A 4790-nucleotide genomic window follows, 5' to 3' on the forward strand; every position below is an offset into this window, starting at 1 on the left:
CCGGGCACGCACCTCGCGGCGTTGCCGACGCTCGACAGGCCACCGGCCTGCCTTCGCGCCGGCGCCTTGCGAGGCACGCACCCGGACACCGCGCTACCACGCGCTTTAGCCGCGACAGCCTACTAGCAGGCTGAGGCGAGGTCGTCGGACTCGTTGGCGGCGTAGCCGGACTTCAGCGAGCCGACCGAGCCGCCGGTGACGACCTCCGCCTGCGCGGGCGCCTCGGTGGCGGACGTGGTCGGAGTCGTGGCCGGCGTACCCTCCTCGGCAGGCTGCTCGGACGACTTCTCCTTCGCCTGAGCCTTGATCCCCTCGGCCTTGTCGATCGCCGCGGTGACCATCGACTTGACCTTCTTGATATTGGGGTGGCCGGTGTTGATCGCCGGCGGCACCAGCGAGACGGTGGCGATCTTCTGGCTCTTCGCCTTGAGCGCGAGCGAGATGAAGCGGTCCACCTCGCTGCTCGGGATATTGGTCGAGACCATCGCCGAGGACGCGGCCGCGATGTCACCGAACTTGGTGAGCATGGTCTGCGGGCTGACCTGGTCGAGCATCGCGCTCATCACGCACTTCTGGCGCGCCATCCGGGAGTAGTCGTCGGAGTCGTGCCGGGCACGGGCGTACCAGAGCGTCTCCCAGCCGTTCAGCTTGTAGGTGCCGGTCTTGAGGTGGCTGTAGAACTTGTCGCCGGGGATGCCCACCGGGATCGGCTCGCGGACGTTGAGGGTGACCCCGCCGACGGCGTCGACGAGTTTCTGGAAGCCGGTCAGGTCGACCATGGCCCAGTAGCTGATCTCCAGGCCGGTGATCCCCTCGACGCCCTCGATGGTGGCCTCGACGCCGGGGTTGTCGTAGCCCTTGAACAGGGACTCGTTGTCGGCGGCCCAGGTGGCCAGCGAGTTGAGGTAGCAGCCGTCGCAGTCGTAACCGTCGGGGAACTGCTCGGCCAGCACCGAGCCCTTGACGAACGGGAAGCGGGTCATATTGCGCGGCAGGCCGACCAGGACGGTCTTGCCGGTCTCGGCGTCGATCGAGGCGATCGTCAGGGAGTCGGGCCGCAGCCCCCAGCGGGTCTTGCCCTCGTCGGAGTCGCCGCCGAGCAGCAGCACGTTGAAGCGGCCGTGATCCGCGCCGGTCACCTCGCTGCCGGAGAACATGGAGAGCACCAGGCCGCGCTGGACGCCGACGATGTGCGACCCGAAGAGGAGTACGCCGGCCACGACCGCGCACATCACGGCATTGACGCCGACGGCGAACCGGCGGTGGCCGACCAGCAGCGTGAGCGGCTGGCCCAGCCGCCAGGCGTCGACCAGCAGCGCACCCCAGCCGATCGCCAGGGCGACGAGGCCCAGCCGCAGCAGTTGCAGCAGCCACGGCGTGGTGGCCAGGTGGAAGGCGTAGCCGTGGTCGAAGGCGATCAGGACCAGGGTGCCGACCACCAGCGCCACCAGCGCCAGCCAGACCAGCAGCGCGATCCGGCCGATCCGCCGAGCCGTCTCGGTGGTGCCGGCGAGGAGCTGTGCGGAGCCCGGCAGCACCAGGGTCATCACCAACAGGGCCATCGAGCGCCGGAAGCGAACCCGAGCCGCTCGCTCTTGCTCAGTGCTGCGCATGGGCGCCATCTGGATGTCTCCTGCGGTGATCCTGGGGGAAGGTCAGATCCCCGTCAGTATCACCAGCAACACCTGTCACAGCGCGGAGCGACACGCGTCGACGCCGTCGAGCGTGGTCGGCTGGGTCTCACACGGTAACTTCGTCGCCATGGCAGATCGCTCCGAGCCCGAGTTCGACTGGCTCTACGGGAGTCGCTCGGGTCAACAGGGTCCGGGGCAGCAGACCCCGCCTGCCAGCGACCCCACCCGGGCCATCCCGGTGCAGCAGCGGCCGAGCACCGGGCCCGACGCAGCCGACGCAGCGTCCGACGGCACCCGGGTGATGCCCACCCAGCCGCGCCGCACCACCGAGCCCCCGGCAACACCGCCCACTCCCCCGTCCCGGCCGCTCGCGCCGCCGCCGGGCGGCCCGAGCGGCCAGGGCGCTCCTCGCCGCAAGATCCGGGCCAAGACGATCCGGCGCGTGGTCTACGTCCTCGTCCTCGCCTGGATCGCCTACCTGGTGGTCGTGCCGATCATGGCCTGGAAGAGCGTCGAGAAGGTCGAGTTCGCGCCCGACGGCACCCGACCGGCGGAACAGCCCGGGACGACGTACCTCCTCGTCGGCACCGACTCCCGCGCCGGCCTGACCAAGAAACAGCGCGCGAAGCTCGCCACCGGCGACGCCGAGGGCAGCCGCACCGACACCATCATGCTGCTGCACACCGGCTCCGGCCCCAACCTGCTGATGTCGATCCCGCGCGACTCCCTGGTCGACATTCCCGACCACGGCACCAACAAGATCAACGCGGCGTTCGCCTGGGGCGGCCCGCAACTGCTCGCCCAGACGATCGAGCAGGCCACCGGCATCCGGATCGACTCCTACGCCGAGATCGGCATGGGTGGCATCGTCTCCATCGTCAACGCCGTCGGCGGCATCACCATCTGCCCGGAGTTCGACATGGACGACGATCTCGCGGGCATCCACGTCAAGGCCGGCTGCCAGCACGCCGGCGGCAAGAAGGCACTGGGTTACGCCCGCTCCCGCCACAGCGATCCGCAGTACGGCGACATCACCCGCGCCAAGCATCAGCGCGAGGTGATCGCCGCGGTCGGCAAGAAGGTCGCCTCGCCGTGGTCGGTGATCAACCCGTTCCGCTACTGGAAGCTCGCGCATGCCGCACCGAAGTCCTTCGCCTTCGGTGAGGGCGCCTCGCCGCTGCAGGCCGCGAAGTGGGCGCTGGCGATGACCCGGACCACCGGTAGCAAGGGCATGACCTGCGGCGTACCGATCTCCGACATGGCGGTGCACTGGGACGCGGAGCGGTCCCAGAAGCTGTTCGACTACGTCAAGACCGACCGGACCGAGGACGTGCCGAAGAGCCTGTGCACGCCGACCGGGCTGCCCAAGAGCGTCACTGGCTGAATCAGAGCGAGTTCTCGAACACGCTCTCACAGCTTCTTCCCAGGATCGCTCGCTCACCGTCACAGGATCGCGACGCATCGTCGTCACCATGACCACCCTGCTGGAGGGTCCTGGCGTGGCATCGCCGGCCGCCGAGCCCGCTCGGCGCCGCATCCCCTGGCGGTTGGCGCCGCTCGCCGCGCTGCTGGCCGGCACCGCCGTCGCCTATCTCTGGATACTGTCGGAGTCGGGCTATGCCAACTCGTTCTACTCCGCCGCCGCACAGGCCGGCTCTCAGAGCTGGAAGGCGTTCCTGTTCGGCTCGCTCGACCCCGGCAACGCCATCACCGTGGACAAGCCGCCGGCGTCGCTGTGGCTGATGGGGCTCTCGGTGCGACTCTTCGGGCTGAGCTCGTGGAGCATCCTCGTCCCCCAGGCGCTGCTCGGTGTCGGCACGGTCTGGCTGGTCTATCTGACGGTACGACGCACCTCGACCGAGGCGGCGGCGCTGGCTGCCGGTCTGCTGACCGCGCTCACCCCGTCGGCGGTGCTGATGTTCCGCTTCAACAACCCCGACGCGCTGCTGCTGTTCGTGCTGGTGGCCGCCGGCTACTGCCTCACCCGGGCACTGGAGAAGGCGAGCGGCCGGTGGCTGGTGCTGGCCGGCGTGCTGGTCGGCCTCGGTTTCCTCACCAAGATGCTGCAGGCGTTCCTGGTGCTGCCGGCCTTCGTGTTGGTCTATCTGCTTGCCGCGCCGACGTCGTTCTGGCGCCGGACCCGCCAGCTCCTCTACGCCTGCGTCGCGATGCTGGTCGCGGCCGGCTGGTGGGTGGCGCTCGTGGAGCTGGTGCCCGAGTCGTGGCGCCCCTATATCGACGGCAGCCGCGACAACTCCGTCCTCGACCTGATCTGGGGCTACAACGGGCTCTCCCGCATCACCGGCGCGGCGGCGGGCGGCCTCGGCAATGGCGGCTTCAGCAGCGGCCCGGGGCCGCTGCGGCTCTTCGAGGGAGTCTCCGGCGGCATGATCGCCTGGCTGCTGCCGGCGGCGCTGTTCCTGCTGGTGGCCGGCGTCGTGGCCCGGGGCCGCCGGCCCCGCACCGACCTGCCGCGGGCGGTGCTGCTGCTCGCGGGCGGCACCATGCTGACGACCGGGGCGGTGTTCTCCTCGATGGAGGGCATCTACCACGACTACTACACGGTCGCCCTGGCTCCCTGGATCGCGATGACGGCGGTCGTCGGCTTCGCGATCCTCTGGCGGGGCCGCTCCCATCTCCTCGCCCGGCTCGCGCTCGCAGCGGTGGTCATCGGCTCGGCGGTGTGGGCCTGGGTGCTGCTGGGTCAGCCGGAGACGCAGCCCTACGACACGCTGCGCTGGCTTGTCCTCGTCGCCGGTGTGGTGGTGGGCGCCTCGTTGGCCGTGACCGACCTGCTCGACCGGCTGCACCGGCGACTGGCGGCGGTCGTGGTCGCTGCGGCGGTGGTGGTCGTCGGGGCCGGGCCGGCGTCGTACGCCGTGCAGACGATCGGCACCTCCCACACCGGCTCCATCGTGACCGCCGGACCGGACCGGGCCACCGAGGCCGGTGGCCGGGGCCGGACCGGCCGACCGGCCGGCGGAGGCCAGCCCGGCGGACAGACCGGCGGCGGACAGCCCGGCGGACAGACCGGCGGCGGACAGACCGGCGGGGGCCAGCCCGGCGGACAGACCGGCGGGGGCCAGCCCGGCGGACAAACCGGCGGAGGCCAGCCCGGCGGACAAACCGGCGGAGGCCAGCCCGGCGGACAAACCG

Annotated in this window: 3 protein-coding genes; 2 read left to right on the forward strand and 1 reads right to left on the reverse strand. The window is 70.7% G+C overall.

The features are described from left to right. Window positions 1–122 precede the first annotated feature (122 nt). The gene (locus tag QM595_RS03470) at window positions 123–1613 is read right to left on the reverse strand and encodes an LCP family protein (RefSeq protein ID WP_415170130.1); all 1491 of its coding nucleotides are present in this window, start codon (window positions 1611–1613) and stop codon (window positions 123–125) included. A gap of 148 nt (window positions 1614–1761) precedes the next feature. Here QM595_RS03470 and QM595_RS03475 point away from each other — a divergent pair, with 148 nt between their 5' ends. Beyond that, window positions 1762–3018, forward strand: a complete 1257-nt coding sequence (locus tag QM595_RS03475) for an LCP family protein (RefSeq protein ID WP_415170131.1) — start codon at window positions 1762–1764, stop codon at window positions 3016–3018. An 88-nt stretch (window positions 3019–3106) separates the two neighbouring features. Beyond that, a partial coding sequence (locus QM595_RS03480; protein ID WP_415170132.1) for a glycosyltransferase family 39 protein occupies window positions 3107–4790 on the forward strand: 1684 nt, incomplete at its 3' end.

The sequence above is a fragment of the Nocardioides sp. genome (assembly GCF_047607185.1).
Classification (GTDB): Bacteria; Actinomycetota; Actinomycetes; order Propionibacteriales; family Nocardioidaceae; genus Nocardioides.

Coding starts and splice junctions, on each gene's coding strand:
- QM595_RS03470 (WP_415170130.1), bottom strand. CDS start 1,613: ATGCGCAGCACTGAGCAAGAGCGAGCGGCTCGGGTTCGCTTCCGGCGC.
- QM595_RS03475 (WP_415170131.1), top strand. CDS start 1,762: ATGGCAGATCGCTCCGAGCCCGAGTTCGACTGGCTCTACGGGAGTCGC.